Annotated in this window: 14 protein-coding genes; 2 read left to right on the top strand and 12 right to left on the bottom strand. The window is 64.1% G+C overall.

Going from position 1 to position 14,936, the window contains the following annotated elements; all coding sequences use genetic code 11:
• Positions 1–63: 63 nt before the first annotated feature.
• From V1290_RS31940 to V1290_RS31930, 3 genes are read right to left on the bottom strand one after another with little or no spacing between them, the layout of a single operon-like run.
• Positions 64–1,563, bottom strand: coding sequence for a tripartite tricarboxylate transporter permease (locus V1290_RS31940; protein ID WP_334368037.1), 1,500 nt, complete (start codon positions 1,561–1,563; stop codon positions 64–66).
• Between the two features lie 27 nt (positions 1,564–1,590).
• A complete protein-coding gene (locus V1290_RS31935; protein WP_334368036.1) occupies positions 1,591–2,019 on the bottom strand; it encodes a tripartite tricarboxylate transporter TctB family protein in 429 nt (142 codons plus the stop codon).
• A gap of 31 nt (positions 2,020–2,050) precedes the next feature.
• Positions 2,051–3,031 carry a Bug family tripartite tricarboxylate transporter substrate binding protein gene (locus tag V1290_RS31930; protein WP_334368035.1) on the bottom strand — a complete coding sequence of 327 codons (981 nt, stop codon included), beginning with the start codon at positions 3,029–3,031 and terminating at the stop codon, positions 2,051–2,053.
• 237 nt (positions 3,032–3,268) lie between these two features.
• Here V1290_RS31930 and V1290_RS31925 point away from each other — a divergent pair, with 237 nt between their 5' ends.
• A complete protein-coding gene (locus tag V1290_RS31925; protein WP_334368034.1) occupies positions 3,269–4,195 on the top strand; it encodes a LysR family transcriptional regulator in 927 nt (308 codons plus the stop codon).
• A 64-nt stretch (positions 4,196–4,259) separates the two neighbouring features.
• Positions 4,260–5,210, top strand: a complete 951-nt coding sequence (kdgD, locus tag V1290_RS31920) for a 5-dehydro-4-deoxyglucarate dehydratase (RefSeq protein WP_334368033.1) — start codon at positions 4,260–4,262, stop codon at positions 5,208–5,210.
• A gap of 10 nt (positions 5,211–5,220) precedes the next feature.
• On the opposite strand, the gene mmsB is transcribed toward kdgD, so the two are convergent.
• The 9 genes from mmsB to V1290_RS31875 all read right to left on the bottom strand — a co-directional run bounded on the left by mmsB (position 5,221) and on the right by V1290_RS31875 (position 14,936).
• Positions 5,221–6,402: a multiple monosaccharide ABC transporter permease gene (gene mmsB, locus V1290_RS31915; protein ID WP_213252346.1), complete on the bottom strand. Its 1,182-nt coding sequence runs from the start codon at positions 6,400–6,402 to the stop codon at positions 5,221–5,223.
• Positions 6,399–7,961, bottom strand: coding sequence for a multiple monosaccharide ABC transporter ATP-binding protein (gene mmsA, locus V1290_RS31910; RefSeq protein WP_334368032.1), 1,563 nt, complete (start codon positions 7,959–7,961; stop codon positions 6,399–6,401). The genes mmsB and mmsA overlap by 4 nt, the downstream gene beginning before the upstream one ends.
• An 84-nt stretch (positions 7,962–8,045) precedes the next feature.
• Complete coding sequence (gene chvE, locus V1290_RS31905; RefSeq protein ID WP_334368031.1) at positions 8,046–9,119, bottom strand: multiple monosaccharide ABC transporter substrate-binding protein; 1,074 nt, start codon at positions 9,117–9,119, stop codon at positions 8,046–8,048.
• A 113-nt stretch (positions 9,120–9,232) separates the two neighbouring features.
• On the bottom strand, positions 9,233–10,135 hold the full coding sequence (locus V1290_RS31900) for an SMP-30/gluconolactonase/LRE family protein (protein ID WP_334368030.1): 903 nt from the start codon (positions 10,133–10,135) through the stop codon (positions 9,233–9,235).
• Positions 10,132–11,271 carry an aldose epimerase family protein gene (locus V1290_RS31895; RefSeq protein ID WP_334368029.1) on the bottom strand — a complete coding sequence of 380 codons (1,140 nt, stop codon included), beginning with the start codon at positions 11,269–11,271 and terminating at the stop codon, positions 10,132–10,134. Before V1290_RS31895 ends, V1290_RS31900 begins: the two co-directional genes overlap by 4 nt.
• Positions 11,268–12,200 (bottom strand): Gfo/Idh/MocA family protein, encoded by a 933-nt coding sequence (locus tag V1290_RS31890; protein ID WP_334368028.1) that lies wholly within the window; start codon positions 12,198–12,200, stop codon positions 11,268–11,270. The genes V1290_RS31895 and V1290_RS31890 overlap by 4 nt, the downstream gene beginning before the upstream one ends.
• Complete coding sequence (locus V1290_RS31885; protein ID WP_334368027.1) at positions 12,197–12,976, bottom strand: FadR/GntR family transcriptional regulator; 780 nt, start codon at positions 12,974–12,976, stop codon at positions 12,197–12,199. Before V1290_RS31885 ends, V1290_RS31890 begins: the two co-directional genes overlap by 4 nt.
• Complete coding sequence (gene yjfF, locus V1290_RS31880) at positions 12,973–13,956, bottom strand: galactofuranose ABC transporter, permease protein YjfF (protein ID WP_334368026.1); 984 nt, start codon at positions 13,954–13,956, stop codon at positions 12,973–12,975. Before yjfF ends, V1290_RS31885 begins: the two co-directional genes overlap by 4 nt.
• Entirely contained in the window at positions 13,953–14,936 is a 984-nt protein-coding gene (locus V1290_RS31875) for an ABC transporter permease (protein WP_334369238.1), read from the bottom strand. Before V1290_RS31875 ends, yjfF begins: the two co-directional genes overlap by 4 nt.

Genomic DNA, 14,936 nt, shown 5'->3' with positions numbered 1-14,936 from the left:
ACGCGTTTTCTTGACGCGAACCGGTGTCCACTTCGCTGGAAAACGCTCTAACGCCCACACCGCTCATTGCGCCAGCGCCTCTTTCCGCGTTCTCAGAATTGCCGGCGAAAGCATTGCCAGCAACAAGGCGGCGACGACTGCGAGGATGACCGCGCTGATCGGCCGCGACAGAAAGACGGTGAAATCGCCATCAGCGATCAACATCGCGCGCCGGAAGTTTTCTTCCAATTGCGGACCGAGCACGAGGCCAAGCAGGAGCGGCGCCGGCTCGACGCCGATCTTGATGAAGAAATAGCCGATCAAGGCGCAGCCCATCATCAGCCAGACATTGAACAGGCTGTTGGCGATCCCGTAAGTGCCGATGCAGCAGAACAGCACGATGGCGGGAAACAGCAGGCGATAGGGTATCTTCAGCATCGAGACCCACAGGCCGATCAGCGGCAGGTTGATGATCAGCAGCATCAGGTTGCCGACCCACATGCTGGCGATGACGCCCCAGACGAGCTTCGGCTGCTCGGTCATGATCTGCGGGCCGGGCTGGATGCCCTGCATCATCAGCGCGCCGATCATCAGCGCCATCAGAGCGTTGGCGGGAATGCCGAGCGTCAAGAGCGGAATGAAGCTGGTCTGGGCGCCGGCATTGTTGGCGGCCTCCGGACCGGCAACGCCCTCGATGGCGCCCTTGCCGAAGCGTGAGGGATCGCGGGCGAGCTTCTTCTCCAGCGCGTAGGAGGAGAACGGCGGAAGCGCAGCACCGCCGCCGGGCAATACCCCGAGCACAGAGCCCAGCGCCGTGCCGCGCACCACGGCCGGAAAGGCCGCCCGCAAGTCCACCCAGCTCGGGATCAGGCTGCGGATCGACTGGCTGACGACGCGGCGCTCGGCGGGTCTCTCCAGATTGGCGATGATTTCACCCAGCCCGAACAGGCCCATCGCGATCGGCACGAAATCAAGACCATCCGATAGAGCGGCGATGCCGAAGGTCATGCGTGCGACGCCCGAGGAGACATCGATCCCGACGAGGCCGAGCAACAGCCCCAGCAGCACCATTGCCAGCGATTTGGCAACCGAACCATGCGCGAGCACGACCGCGGCAATCAGGCCGAGCACGAGGAGACTGAAATATTCGACCGCTGTGAATTTGAGTGCCAGCACCGACAACGGCACGCTGAGTACCGCGATCACGATCGTCGCCATCGTGCCGGCAAAGAACGAGGCGATCGCGGCAATGGCCAGCGCGGTTCCGGCCCTGCCCTGCTTGGCCATCTCGTGACCGTCGATACAGGTGACGACCGACGACGTCTCGCCCGGCACATTGACCAGGATGGCGGTGGTCGAACCGCCATACTGCGCGCCGTAGAAGATGCCGGCCAGCATGATCATGGCGCTCGCAGGCGACAGGCCGAAGGTGAAGGGCAACAGCAACGCCACCGTTGGAATCGGACCGATGCCGGGCAGCACGCCGATTGCGGTCCCGATGACCACGCCGATCAGGCAGAAAATCAAATTGTTGAGTTGAAGGGCCGTCGAAAGACCCATCAGCAAATTGTCAAACAGTTCCATATGCGTCTGCCTGCGAAGCGTGCCGCCCTAGCGGGGCCAGATCGGGATCGGCAAGCCCAGCAACTTGACGAACAGAAGAACGGCGGCGCCCGAAAGCACGATGGCAAATGCCACGGTCTCGACAAGCCGGCCTTCTCGGGTGGCGAAGCTGGCGAGAATTACGGCGGCGACGGAGGCGATCGCGAGGCCCAACCGCTCCGCCGTCAGCGCGAAAACGCCGACAGAAGCAAGGATCGCCAGCAGCGGGCGCAACTGAATGGGCGCGATGCCGCGACCCGCGCGCCAGAGCCCACGTCCGCTGAAGAAAAGACCGAACGCCATCAGCGCGAGTGCGACGACGCGGGGCATATAGCCCGGACCCATATCGGCGGCGTGACCGACCGTCAGATTACGCGTGGCGACGAGCGTACCCGTCGCCACCGCCACGAGGAACAGGCCAAACAGCAGGTCCTGCACGTCGATCCGGGAACGCGTCATCGGCCCGCCCTTAGCTGCCCTTGATGCCGGCCTCGCGAATGATCGTGCCCCAGCGCGTCGTCGCGTCCTTGAGCCAGTTGCGGAATTCCTCCGGCGATTGGGCGCGCACCACGCCACCCTGCTCGGCGATCTTCTGCTGAATCTCGGGCAGCTCCAGGATCTTGCGGATTTCGGCGTTCAATCGCGCGACCATGGCGGGCGGCGTGCCACCGGTGGTCAGGATGCCCTGCCAGGTCCCGGCATCGCCGCCGGGCAGGCCCGCCTCCTTGAAAGTCGGCAGATCGGGAGCCGAGGCAATCCGCTGCTCGCCGGTGACGGCAAGTCCGACAAGCTGCTTGTTTACCACAAAGGGCATCGTCGCCGCAGCGCCGTTGATGATCACGCCGCTCTCCCCGGACACGACGGCGCGCGAGGCGGCCGCCCCGCCCTTGTAGGGAACGTTCTTCCACTGAATTCCCAGTTCCTTCGCCATCACCACGGCGGTGATATGATTGGCGCCGCCGACGCCGGAATTGGCCACGGTGAGTTTGTTCGGATTGGCCTTGGCGTATTCGATCAGCTCCTTGGACGTCTTCGCCGGGACCGATTCATGGACGGCCAGAACATAGGGGCCGAACATCACCATGGAAATCGGCGCGAGGTCCTTCTGAACGTCGAACGTGAGATCGGAGAACAGGCTGGGCGCCGTCGCCAGCGATCCGACATCCATCAGCAACAGGGTGTGGCCGTCGGGCTGCGCCTTGGCGACGGCGTCGGCCCCGAGATTGCCCGCTGCGCCCGGCTTGTTCTCGACCACGACCGACTGACCGATGGCGGCGGATAGTTTTGGGCTGATCAGGCGCGCCAAAATGTCCGAGGTGCCGCCGGGAGCGAACGGCACGATCAGCCGCACGGGCCGCTCAAAATTCTGAGCGCCGGCTCCGCTTGGCGCCAAGGCACACACCGTAAGGACAGCGGCGGCAATCGCCCGGGCGAGAGATGGCATAGACATCGGTCGTTCCTCCGTTTCAAAGCGCAATTCCGCGCGATCCCGCCGTTTTCACCGGCAGGCTGCAGACCTTCGAGGCAGCGTTGGGGAGGAATGATAGGTCATGGGCAGGGTGGCCTATGAATTAGTCTGCGGATAGGTCGATACCTTTTTTGGATGGATCGGCCGCGCATCAGCCGGTAGAAGTCGGACATCCGGCCGGTCACCGGCCCTTCGTCTCAGGTTGAAGATACAGATTTCATGTTTGAGCTGAGCCAGTTGCGCTGCTTTGTTGCAGTTGCGGAAGAACTGCATTTCGGGCGCGCGGCGCAGCGGCTGAACATGACGCAGCCGCCGCTCAGCCGACAGATCCAGATTCTCGAACGCGTCCTCGATGTGACGCTACTAGAGCGCAGCAACCGCGCCGTCCGGCTGACGCCGGCGGGCCAGCGTTTTCTGATCGATGCGCGGCATCTCCTCAAGCTGGCGGAAAGCGCGGCCGTGCTGGCCCGGCGGATGGCAAGCGGCAAGGCCGGATCGATCAATATCGGCTTCACGGCCACATCCGCCTACAGCTACGTGCCGGCGCTGGTCGCGGCCTGCCGGCGTGAACTTCCCGATATCGAGATATCGCTGAAGGAAATGGTCTCCAGCGACCAACTCAAGCGGCTCGATTCCGGCGAGATCGATATCGGCCTGCTCCGCCCGCCAATACCGCGCGGTGGTCTTGACGCCTTCCGCGTGACGGCGGAGCCGCTGGTCGCGGCACTGCCGAGCGACCATCCGCTGGTTCAGGCGGACGAGCTACGTCTGGAGGATCTCGCAAGCGAGCCCTTCATCATGTACGAACCCTATGAAGCCCGCTATTTCCACGATCTCCTGGTCGAGCTGTTCTCACGCGCAAATCTGGTGCCGAATTACGCGCAGCATCTTGCGCAGATCCATTCGATCCTTGCCATGGTGCATTCGGGTGTCGGCGTGGCGTTAGTCCCCGAGACCGCAGCTAACCTGCGCTTCAGCGGCGTCGTGCTGCGGCCCGTCCTGATGCAGTGGCAGCGCCCGGCCGAATTGTTCTTTGTCCGGCGCGGCGACAATGACAATCCGCTTCTCCCCGTCATTGCCGGCATTGCCCGAGACCTTGCCGGCCAACCCGGCTCGATGCAATCAATGGATCGATCGATACAGTGATTGGGTCTCCGTCCGTGGGCATCTTGCATTAATCCTTCGGCGTAAGCCGCTGAAGGATCAGAGCATGAGCAAGATGACCCCCAAGGAGATGGCCAGCCGGATCGGCGATGGCCTGCTGTCGTTCCCCGTTACACCATTTCGGCCCGACAACACGTTCAACGAGACCCGCTACCGCTCCAATCTCGACTGGCTGTGCGGGTATGAGGTAGCGGGCCTGTTTGCCGCCGGCGGCACCGGCGAATTCTTCTCGCTGAGCCCGGCCGAGGTCGCGAAGGTCGTGGCCACGGCTGTGGACGAGACCAAGGGACGCGTGCCGGTGCTCGCCGGGATCGGCCATGGCACCGCGGTGGCGACGCAACTTGCCATTGGGGTCGAGGCGGCCGGCGCCGACGGCTTGCTGCTGCTGCCGCCCTATCTGGTCTTTTCGGAACAGGAAGGACTGGCCGCCCATGTCGAAGCGGTGTGCAACGCGACCAAGCTCGGTGTCATCGTCTACAACCGCGATAATGCGATCCTGAACGAGGATACGCTCGAGAGACTGTGCCAGCGCTGCCCCAACCTGGTCGGCTATAAAGATGGTATCGGCGACATCGAGCTGATGACCCGCATCCACCTGCGCATGGGCGACCGGCTGACCTACATCGGCGGATTGCCGACGGCCGAGACTTTTGCACTGCCCTATCTGGAAATGGGCGTAACCACTTATTCCTCCGCGGTATTCAACTTCGTCCCGGAGTTCTCGACCAAGTTCTACGCGGCCGTGCGCCGCCGCGACCGCGAGACGGTGCAGGCAGGGCTGCGCGATTTCATCCTCCCCTTGATCGCGATCCGCAATCGCAAACGCGGCTACGCTGTCTCGATCATCAAGGCGGGGATGAGGGTGATCGACCGTGACAGCGGCCATGTGCGTTCGCCACTGACGGACCTGACGCCCGCCGAGACCGAGGAAGTGGCGGCACTCGTCGCGCGTCTCAAAACCAGCGAGTTCGCGAAGCGGGAGCTCGCGGCCGCGTAGCCGCAACGCCCTATCGTCGCTGGTTGTAGACGTCCAGGCAGACGGCGCCGAGCAGCACCAGGCCCTTGATCACCTGCTGGTAGTCGATGCCGATGCCGAGGATCGACATGCCGTTGTTCATGACGCCCATGATCATGGCGCCGATCACGGCGCCGCCGACCTTGCCGACGCCGCCATAGGCGGACGCGCCGCCGATGAAACAGGCGGCGATGACGTCGAGCTCGAAGCCGGCGCCGGCCTTCGGCGTCGCGGTATTAAGCCGCGCGGCGAACACGAGACCGGCGAGAGCCGCCAGCACGCCCATATTGACGAAGGTCAGGAACGTCAGCCGTTCGGTCTTGATGCCGGACAGGCTGGCGGCCCTGGCGTTGCCGCCGATGGCATAGATGTGGCGGCCGATCACGGTGCGCGTGGTGACGAAGCCATAGAGCGCGATCAGCGCCGTCATGATCACCAGTACATTGGGAAGGCCGCGATGCGAGGCGATCAGGCCCGCGAAGAACACGATCACGGCGAACAGCACTGCGCTCTTGGCGACGAAGAAACCAAACGGCTCGACCTCGATGCCATGCGAGGCCTGCCGCGCCCGGCTCTTGGCACTGGTATAGACCAGCGCCACCGCCAATACCGCACCGATCAAGAGTGACGTCGGATAAAGCGTGCCGGCGCCGGGAAACAGTTCCGGGATGAAGCCCGAGGACAGCTTCTGGAAAGTCGGCGGAAATGGCCCGACCGACTGACCCGCCAGGATGGCAAGCGCAAGCCCCTTGAACACCAGCATGCCGGCCAGCGTCACGATAAAGGACGGGATCTTGAAATAGGCAACCCAATAGCCTTGCGCAGCGCCGATCAGGGCGCCCACCAGCAGGCAGGCGATGAAGGCCAGCGGATAGGCAATGTGATAGCGCACCATCAGCACGGCTGCGACGGCGCCGACAAAGCCCGCCACCGAGCCGACCGACAGGTCGATGTGGCCGGTGACGATGATCAGCAGCATGCCGAGCGCCATGATCACGATGTAGCTGTTCTGCAGCACCAGATTGGTCAGGTTCAGCGGCTGCAGCAGCGTGCCGTCGGTCATGACCTGGAAAAACAGCATGATCGCAAACAGCGACAGCAGCATGCCGTAGTTGCGCAAATTGTTCTTGATGAAGCCGGCGTGCCCGGGCAGCGCAACCGTCTTGTCGGTCATGGCCGCAAATCTCCCTGAAGTACTTTCTTGTGCATTTCCTTGTTGCGCATGATGGCGCGCATGATCCTTTCCTGGGTGGCCTCGGCGGCGGCGAATTCTCCGACCAAAGCGCCGTCATTCATCACGCAGATGCGGTCGCAAACCCCGAGCAGTTCCGGCATTTCCGACGAGATCATCACCACGCCCTTGCCTGCCTCGGCAAGCTCGTTGATGATACAATAGATTTCGTATTTTGCCCCGACATCGATGCCGCGCGTAGGCTCGTCGAGGATTAATACTTTCGGATCGGTCATCAGCCATTTCGACAACACCACCTTCTGCTGATTGCCGCCGGAGAGCTGGCCGGTCTCCTGATAGACGTCGGAACAGCGAATCCGCATCCGGTTGCGGTACTCGCTCGCGACACGCAGCTCGGACATGTCATCGATCCTGCCCTGCCGCGCCACGCGGCCAAGGCTCGCCAGCGTGATGTTCTTGCGGACGTCGGCATCCAGGATCAGGCCGAGCTCCTTGCGATCCTCGGTGACGTAAGCAAGGCCAGCGTCGATCGCCGCCGCCACGCTCGTCAGGTTGACCTCCCTTCCGTCGAGCCAGATACGCCCGCTGATCCGCTCCCCCCAGGCGCGACCGAACAGGCTCATGGCGAATTCGGTACGGCCGGCGCCCATCAGCCCGGCGATTCCAACCACCTCGCCGCGCCGGACTTCGAAATCGACGCCCTTGATAACCCGGCGATCTCTGTGCAACGGGTGATGCACCGTCCAGTCCTGCACGGCGAAGACCGGTGCGCCGATGGTTGCGCTGCGTTGCGGAAAGCGATGCGCAAGGTCGCGATTGACCATGCTTCTGATGATTCGGTCCTCTTCCACCGGCTCGGCCCGGCAATCGATGCTGTCGACGGTGCGGCCGTCGCGCAGCACCGTGATCCGGTCAGCGACGCGGGCGACCTCCGATAATTTGTGCGAGATCAGGATCGAGGCGATGCCCTGGGCGCGGAAGGCAAGCAGCCGGTCCAGCAATGCAGCGCTATCGTTCTCGTTCAGGCTGGCGGTCGGCTCGTCGAGGATCAGCAATCGTACCCTCTTGGACAAAGCCTTGGCGATCTCCACCAGTTGCTGCTTGCCGACACCGAGGTCCGTCACCAGCGTATCGGGCAAGTCTGTGAGGCCGACCTGGGCCAGCAGTTCCTGAGTGCGGCGGTAAACCGTGTCGCGGTCGATCACGCCGAGACGCGAGGGCGGATGCGACAGGAAGATGTTCTCCGCGATCGACATCAGCGGAATCAGCGCCAGCTCCTGATGGATGATGATGATGCCGAGAGCCTCGGAATCATTGACGTCGCGAAAGCGCCGCTCCTCGCCGTCGAATATGATGCTGCCTTCGTAATCGCCGTGGGGATAGACGCCGCTGAGGACCTTCATCAGGGTCGACTTGCCGGCGCCGTTCTCGCCGACCAGCGCATGGATCTGCCCCGCCTCCACCGTGAAATTGACGTCGCGCAGTGCCTGCACGCCGGCAAAGCTCTTGCTCACACCGCGCATTTCCAGAATTGCGGTCATCGCGCCATCATATCCTTTATCTCTCTGCCCGCCGCACAGACAGGCAAGTGGCGACGCCGGTTATCGCCGGCGCCGCCGTCCTGCTCAGTCGATCTGTGACTTCTTGTAATAGCCACTGTCGATCAGCACCTTCTCCCAGTTGCTCTTGTCGACGACGACGGGCTTCAGGAGATAGGACGGTACCACCTTGACGCCGTTGTTGTAGGTCTTGGTATCGTTGACGGTGACTTCCTTGCCGCTGAGGGCTGCGTCCACCATGTCGGCGGTGACTCGGGCGAGATCGCGGGTGTCCTTGAAGATGGTCGAATACTGCTCGCCGCGCAGCATCGATTTGATCGACGGCACCTCGGCATCCTGGCCACTGACGATCGGCATCGGCATGTTGCCGCTGCCGTAGCCGACGCCCTTCAGCGAAGAGAGAATGCCGATGGAAAGGCCGTCATAGGGCGAGAGCACCGCATCGACCCGTTTGCGGCCGTAGAACGCGCTCAGCAGGTTGTCCATCCGTGCCTGGGCGGTGGCGCCGTCCCAGCGCAAGGTCGAGACCTTGTCCATGCCCTTCTGGCCGCTGCCAATCACCAGCTTGCCGTTGTCGATATAGGGCTGCAGCACCGACATCGAGCCGTTGTAGAAGAAGTAGGCGTTGTTGTCGTCCGGCGAGCCGCCGAACAGTTCGATGTTGAAGGGCCCCTTGCCTTCCTTCAAGCCCAGCTTCTGCTCGATCGATTGGGCCTGCAGCACGCCGACCTGGAAGTTGTCGAAGGTGGCATAGTAGTCGACATTGGGCGTGTCGCGGATCAACCGGTCATAGGCGATCACGATGATCCCCTTGGCCTTGGCCTGCTTCAACACGTCGGATAGTGTGGTGCCGTCGATCGCCGCGATCACCAGCACCTTGGCGCCCTTGGTCACCATGTTTTCGACCTGCGAGAGCTGGTTCGGAATGTCGTCCTCGGCATATTGCAGGTCGGTGCCGTAGCCGCGCTCCTTCAGGATCTTGACGATGTTGTTGCCGTCGTCGATCCAGCGCGCCGACGATTTGGTCGGCATCGCGATGCCGACCGTCCCCTTGCTTTGGGCGAACGCGCCGGTCACCGCCGTCGTCGCCATGGTCGCTGCCAGCGCCAAGGCCGACAATGTGGTTTTCAGACTAATCATGCTTCTCTCCCTTGATCGCCGAGGATCTGTGATTCCTGGATTTTCAGACCGCTGGCTGCGGTTCTCGAAACTCTGTCGCTCTGCGCGTTTGTGCCGCGCCTCGTATTCCTCCATCAATCCGTTGCAAGTTTGACGTCTGGTTCAGGGCGGCCACGCGCTGCAACGTCGAGCAGGAAGGTGCGGCCATGATCGGGGTCGGCGCGTTTCGCGTCCTCCCCCATTCCCTGCCAGGCCGAGGTAACGAGCAGGCGCGAAAAATCTCGGCCGACAAAAGCGGGACAGCTCGATTGCCGTGCCGGAACGCGGAGACTGCGCAGATGCTCGCCTTGCGGGCTATAGACGTCAATGCAGCCGCCACCCCAGCGCGCGTTCCAGATCAGCCCGTCGGCATCGACCACCGCACCGTCGATGCCGCCGCTGCCCCGCCGGGTAACCAGCGCGCTCGGCTCTCGGCATGGCAGGCCGGTCGCAGCATCGAGCTCGACGCGGAACAGCACGTTCTCCGCGGTGTCGGCGAAATAGCCGATGGTTCCATCCGGCGAGAAGCAGATCGCGTTGGGAATCGTGATGTGATCATAAAGGCGCGATAGCTCGCCGCCGTGCAGCGCATAGATGGCGCCCAGTCCGCGCTCGGCCTGGCGGCCCATGGTGCCGATCCAGAAGGTGCCGGACGGGTGTACCCGTGCATCGTTCGAACGCGTCGCGGCATTGTCGGCTTCCAGCGGGCGGTACAGCGTCATCCGTCCATCCGCGGTACCGCGCATATAGAGGCCGTCATCAGCGACGAGCAACTGCCGATGCGCGTCGATCCGCCCAAGCGCGCTGCCCATCACTCCGAGGGAATGGATGGTGGTCCGCCCGGTATCGAGCTGCGCCTCGAACAGCCGGCGCCCGATGATATCAAACCACCACGCGGTATCGGTGGCGACGTCGTAGGTCGGCCCTTCGCCAAGATGGCACCGCTCGCTGCAGAGAACGGTCGTCGGCACGTCTTCCTTCTTGCAACCACCAATCATCGCCCGCTCTCCCCGGGCAACTCTACCACGGATTGTGTCCCGATTGCGCCTTCGATCGCATGCGTGAAGCGATACAGCGTGGAGTGGCGATAGACCTCGCCCGGCGAAAGCCGTGCCGTCGGGAAGTCCGGTCGATTGGGCGTATCGGGCCACGCGTGCGGCTCGAGGCAGATGGCATCGGATTGCCGATACAGGCGGCCGCCTTTTCCAGCGGTGGAGCCGTCGAGAAAGTTTCCGGAATAGACCTGTAGCCCGGGCTGGTTGGTGAATAGTTCGAGGACGCGGCCGGATGTTGGCGCTGCGAGCCGCGCGGCGAAGCGAGGCTCGCCACTTGGCGGCGCGAGGCAGAAATTATGGTCATAACCGCGGCCAACACGGAGCTGCGGATGGTCATTGCGGATACGGGCGCCGATCTCCACGCCTGCACGGAAGTCGAAAGGCGTACCGGCAACCGCAGTGGGCGGCTGCGGCAGCGGGATCGCGCCGGCATCGATGGCAAGGAAATGATCCGCCGCCACGGTGAGGCGGTGATCGAGAATGTTCTGGCCGGAGCACGCACCCGCCAGATTGAAAAAGCTGTGATTGGTGAGATTGACCACGGTGGGACGATCGGTCCGCGCCGTCATGTCCAGCGAGAGTTCCATCGGCCCGGTGAGACGCCAGGTCACTTCCACATCGAGCGCGCCGGGATATCCCTCCTCGCCATCGGCGCTGGTGTAGGCGAGCGTCACGGCCGGACGGTCTCCGTCCTCGATCCCGGCAATCCGCCAGTTGCGGTGATCGAAGCCCTCCAGCCCGCCATGCAACGCATTGGGGCCGTTGTTGGCCGCGAGCTGCACCTCAGTGCCATCGAGCGCAAAGCGCGCGCCGGCGATACGGTTGGCGTAACGCCCGACGGTGGCGCCGAAGAACTGCCGCCGGGCGAGATATCCCTCGAAGGCGTCGTGACCAAGCACGATGTCGTCGCGACGTCCGGCGACATCCGGCACCAGCAAGGCCTGCAGGCTTGCACCATAGGTGATGATGCGCGCTTCCAGCCCGCCATCGCATTGCAAGACGATACGCTCGACTTCGCTGCCGTCAGGCAGGACACCGAAGTGGGAGCGCGCCACGCGACGAACGGACGGCGTGTTCATGTCTCGTCCTCGAATGGCTCAACCGTGCGGCGGCGCCCCAGCAGGAACGCATCGGCGACGAGTTGCAGGGGCGCAAGATCAACGTCGCTGTCGCCGGTTGCAGCGAGTTCGCGAAAGCGGTGATAGAGCCCGGCATACTCGGCCTCAGCGGCATCGACGAGCTCAACGCCCCCTGCCCTCAACCTCGCCCCGCCCATGGAAAGGGTGACCGGACCGCCGTCGGTATCGAGATCAATGTCCCAGCTTTGCGGACCGGTCTGGCGGAAGTCGAACTCGGCCATGATCTTCAGCCCCTGTGCGTCACTGAGTGCAAGGGTCGCGGCGATCGGCGCGTCGCGATTGGCGGGGAACGCGAGATCAGCCGAGGTCACGAACAATGGCTGCGGCAAGATACGCGTCAGGATCGAAAGCGCGTTGATGCCGGGGTCGAACACGCCGAGCCCGCCCGGCTCAAAGATCCAGGCCTGTCCGGGATGCCAGACCCGCACGTCTTCCTTCCAGGTAATTTTGACAGCCGTGACCTTCCTCCCGGCCAGCAATTGCCGCGCAGGCTCGACGGCCGGAGCGAAGCGCGAGTGCCACGTGGCGAACAGCGTGCGTTGCGCGGTCCTCGCGGCGGTCACGAGCGGATTGATCTCAGCCACCGTGGCGCCGGGCGGCTTTTCCAGCATCACATGCTTGCCGGCAGCAAGGGCCGTTGCCGCCTGCGCGTGGCGAACCTGCGGCGGGGTGCACAGCGCTACCGCGTCGATCGGCGGACCGTCGCGCAGGAGCTCATCGAGCGTCGCCGCATGCGCCACGCCGGAAAGCGAGGCATTGCGGCTCGCGACGGCAACCAACTCGACGCCGTCGGTTGCAGCAATCGCCGGCACGTGCTGGTCGCGTGCGATCTTGCCGAAGCCGACGATGGCGACGCGAAGCGGGCTCATGATTGCTCTCCAGGCTCGACCACCGCGGAGACCGCAGGCGCGGCGCCGGACGATGGCGAAACGTCCTCATGACGGCGCAATCCGTTGTGGATCACCTCGGTCATGGCTGCGGTGGCTGCCTCGGCATCGCCGCTGGCGATCGCATCGACGATGCGCTGATGCCACAGCAGCACGGTCTCGCGGTCCTGCGTTTCGACCGGGGCGCTGAGCAGGAACGAAGCGCGCAACGCCGCCTCGATGACGTTGCCGATCGAGCGCATGAACAGATTGCCGGACGCGTTGGCGACGGCCAGATGCAGGGCAAGATCGCCGTCGGCAAAACCGACGGAGTCGGAAGCCTCACGCCGCATACGCTCCATGCTCCGATTGAGTTCGGCGATGTCGGCCTCCGAGCGGCGGCTAGCGGCGAGCGCAGCCGCCCGCGGTTCGACCGCGAGCCGGATTTCGGCGAGATCGTTGAGAAAGCGCCGGTCGATGCCGGCATCGAGATGCCAGGCCAGCACGTCGGCGTCGAACATGTTCCAGGCGCCGCGCTCGCGCACCACCGTGCCGACCCGCGCCTTGGTGGTGAGCAGCCCCTTGGCAACCAGGGTTTTGACGCTCTCGCGCAAGACCGGCCGGGACACGCCGAACATCGCCGTGAGCTCGGCATCGCCCGGAAGGCGGACGCCTTCGGCGTAGCGGCCAGCGATGATGTCGACGCCGATGCTGCGGGCGACCTCGGCGTGGTTGGAATGCGCGCGCCGCGTCGGGATGACGACAAGCCGGGAGGTCATGATTTGAGAACTCCTGCCTTACGGGGGCCGGCGCGGCGGGAGATGCCGAGCATGGCCTGCTGCAGGGCGATGAAAGCGAAAAGCAGCATACCGGTCACGATCTTGGTCCACCAGCTCGACAAGGTTCCATCGAAATTGATGTAGGTCTGGATCAGGCCCTGAATCAGCACGCCGAGCAACGTGCCGACCACCGATCCCTGACCGCCGGTCAGCAAGGTGCCGCCGATCACCACGGCCGCAATCGAATCGAGTTCGACGCCGACCGCGGACAAGGAATAGCCCGCCGCAGTGTAGAAGGAGAACACAATGCCGGCGAGCCCCGCAAGCATGCTCGACAGCATGTAGATGCGCACCGTCATCGATCCGACCGGTATGCCCATCAGCGCGGTGGTCGCGCGGCTGCCGCCGAGCGCATAGACATTGGCCCCGAAGCGGGTGAAATGCAGCAACACGGCGCCCGCCGCAACCACCGCGAGCATGATCAGGGCAATGGCGGTGAGCCGGCCTCCCCCGGGCAGCCGCAGCGCGAAATCCGACACCGTCGAATAGAGCGGCGCGCTGATCGGCGTCGATTCCGTCGACATCAGGAAGCTGGCACCGCGGGCGAGGAACATGCCGGCCAGCGTGACGATGAAGGGCGGCATGTCGAAGACGTGGATGATGGCGCCCATGGCCGCACCGAAGGCGGCGCATAGCAAGAGGATCGCCGCGAAGGCTACCAGCGGCGGCACGCCGAGGCGCTCGATCGCCAGCGCGACGAACACAGTGGTGAAGCCGATCACCGAGCCGACCGACAGGTCGATCCCCCCGGAAATGATCACGAAGGTCATGCCGGTGGCGACGATGCCGAGAAAGGCATTGTCGGTCAGCAGATTGGCCGCCACGCGGGTGGAAGCAAAATTGGGGAATTGCGCCGTGCAGAGCGCAAATCCGACGACGAAAACGATGGCCGTTATCGCGACCGGCGGCAGCCGCCTCATTGTCGCGCCCTCCCCAGCACGGCCCCGGCACTGGCGAAGCGCGGCGACTGCAGCAGCAGGACGATCAACACGACGGCCGCTTTCACGAGGAGATTGAACTCCGGCGGATAGCCCGACAGCAAAATGCCGGTGTTCATGGCCTGAATGATTAGTGCGCCGACCATCGCCAGCACGAGGCTAAAGCGTCCGCCGAACAGCGAAGTGCCGCCGATCACGACGGCCAGAATGGCATCGAGCTCGAGCCAGAGCCCGGCATTGTTGGCGTCCGCGCCCATGATGTCGGCGGCGGCGATAACGCCGGCGAGCGCCGCGCACAGGCCGCACCAAACATAGACCGCGAGGATCATGCCGCGGGTGCCGATCCCCGCCAGTTCGCTCGCCCTTGCGTTGCCGCCGGTCGCCTCGATCAACAGGCCGAGCGCCGAGCCGCGGACCACCGCGCCGGTGACAACCAGCATGCCGAGAACGACCGCGACCGGCGTCGGCACGCCGAGCACGGCGCCGTTACCGAGCCAGACCAGATCGGACGCGGTGAAGGTGACGATCCGCCCCTCGGTAACAAGCTGCGCAACACCGCGGCCCGCCACCATCAGGATCAGCGTGGCGACGATCGGCTGGATGCCGAGCACCGCAACAAGGAAGCCGTTCCACAACCCGCACAGCAACCCGGCGCCGAGCGCGGCGGCAAGCGCCAGTGGCAGGCCGTAGGTGTCGGCCAGGCTCGCGGCAATGGCGCCGGCGATCGCCATGACCGCTCCCACCGACAGATCGATACCGCGCGTGGCGATGACCAGCACCATACCAAGCGCAAGCAGCGCGACCGGCGCGCCGCGGTTCAAGACGTCGATCAGGCTGCCGAACAGCCGTCCATCCTGCATCCGCACATCGAAGAATTGCGGCGAGACCGCGCGGTCGATCGCAAGGATCACCAGCAAGGCGACAATCTGGGCGAGGCCACGGCTTTGCAGCAGTCTTTGCAT

Source organism: Bradyrhizobium sp. AZCC 1578, from assembly GCF_036924675.1.
Classification (GTDB): Bacteria; Pseudomonadota; Alphaproteobacteria; order Rhizobiales; family Xanthobacteraceae; genus Bradyrhizobium.
The sequence above is the reverse complement of the archived record's forward strand: the minus strand, read 5'-3'. Positions and strand labels throughout refer to the sequence as shown.

Bases quoted from the DNA above. Each gene is read 5' to 3' on its own strand.
- kdgD (WP_334368033.1), top strand. From the start codon at position 4,260: ATGAGCAAGATGACCCCCAAGGAGATGGCCAGCCGGATCGGCGATGGC.
- V1290_RS31885 (WP_334368027.1), bottom strand. From the start codon at position 12,976: ATGACCTCCCGGCTTGTCGTCATCCCGACGCGGCGCGCGCATTCCAAC.
- mmsB (WP_213252346.1), bottom strand. From the start codon at position 6,402: ATGACCGACAAGACGGTTGCGCTGCCCGGGCACGCCGGCTTCATCAAG.
- V1290_RS31940 (WP_334368037.1), bottom strand. From the start codon at position 1,563: ATGGAACTGTTTGACAATTTGCTGATGGGTCTTTCGACGGCCCTTCAA.
- V1290_RS31900 (WP_334368030.1), bottom strand. From the start codon at position 10,135: ATGATTGGTGGTTGCAAGAAGGAAGACGTGCCGACGACCGTTCTCTGC.
- V1290_RS31895 (WP_334368029.1), bottom strand. From the start codon at position 11,271: ATGAACACGCCGTCCGTTCGTCGCGTGGCGCGCTCCCACTTCGGTGTC.
- V1290_RS31930 (WP_334368035.1), bottom strand. From the start codon at position 3,031: ATGTCTATGCCATCTCTCGCCCGGGCGATTGCCGCCGCTGTCCTTACG.
- yjfF (WP_334368026.1), bottom strand. From the start codon at position 13,956: ATGAGGCGGCTGCCGCCGGTCGCGATAACGGCCATCGTTTTCGTCGTC.
- V1290_RS31890 (WP_334368028.1), bottom strand. From the start codon at position 12,200: ATGAGCCCGCTTCGCGTCGCCATCGTCGGCTTCGGCAAGATCGCACGC.
- chvE (WP_334368031.1), bottom strand. From the start codon at position 9,119: ATGATTAGTCTGAAAACCACATTGTCGGCCTTGGCGCTGGCAGCGACC.
- V1290_RS31875 (WP_334369238.1), bottom strand. From the start codon at position 14,936: ATGCAAAGACTGCTGCAAAGCCGTGGCCTCGCCCAGATTGTCGCCTTG.
- mmsA (WP_334368032.1), bottom strand. From the start codon at position 7,961: ATGACCGCAATTCTGGAAATGCGCGGTGTGAGCAAGAGCTTTGCCGGC.
- V1290_RS31925 (WP_334368034.1), top strand. From the start codon at position 3,269: ATGTTTGAGCTGAGCCAGTTGCGCTGCTTTGTTGCAGTTGCGGAAGAA.